Source organism: Paenirhizobium selenitireducens ATCC BAA-1503, assembly GCF_900492185.1.
Lineage (GTDB): Bacteria > Pseudomonadota > Alphaproteobacteria > Rhizobiales > Rhizobiaceae > Allorhizobium > Allorhizobium selenitireducens_A.
Map to the genome: position 1 here is coordinate 1 of NZ_UEYP01000047.1, position 454 is coordinate 454.

A 454-nucleotide genomic window follows, 5' to 3' on the forward strand; every position below is an offset into this window, starting at 1 on the left:
CACTACCTCGGCTTCGTAGCCAGCATCTGCGATGGCGGCGATCAACTCAGCCGTGTTGGCGCCGCCGCGCACCGTGGCCCGTTCCGTGGCCAGATTGACCACTGCCTCGGTAACCCCTGAAACAGCCTTCAAGGCGCGCTCGACCCGCCCGACACACGACGCGCATGTCATGCCTTGGATCGACAGCTCTACGAGGCCGGTCGGCCCTGCGGCCTGGGACGGCACCGAATAGCCGACCTTCTCGATCGCCTCGATCAGAATTGCCTTGTCAACATATGATCTGGTGGTGACATTCGCGCGTTCCGTAGCCAGATTGACCGATGCGGCCTCGACACCGGGAACAGCCTTCAGGGCTCGTTCGACTCGGCCAACGCACGACGCGCAGGTCATGCCCTCTATCGGCAGCGATATAGCTTCAGACATCTCATTGGTGCGGACGGGGGCATTCATCGCC

General features: G+C 62.6%; 1 protein-coding gene. It reads right to left on the minus strand.

The genetic code is table 11. The annotated features are described in order from the left end of the window. The coding region (locus tag RHIZ70P_RS22665) for a copper ion binding protein (protein WP_147294061.1) at nucleotides 1-450 on the minus strand (450 nt) is incomplete at its 3' end. Nucleotides 451-454: the final 4 nt, after the last annotated feature.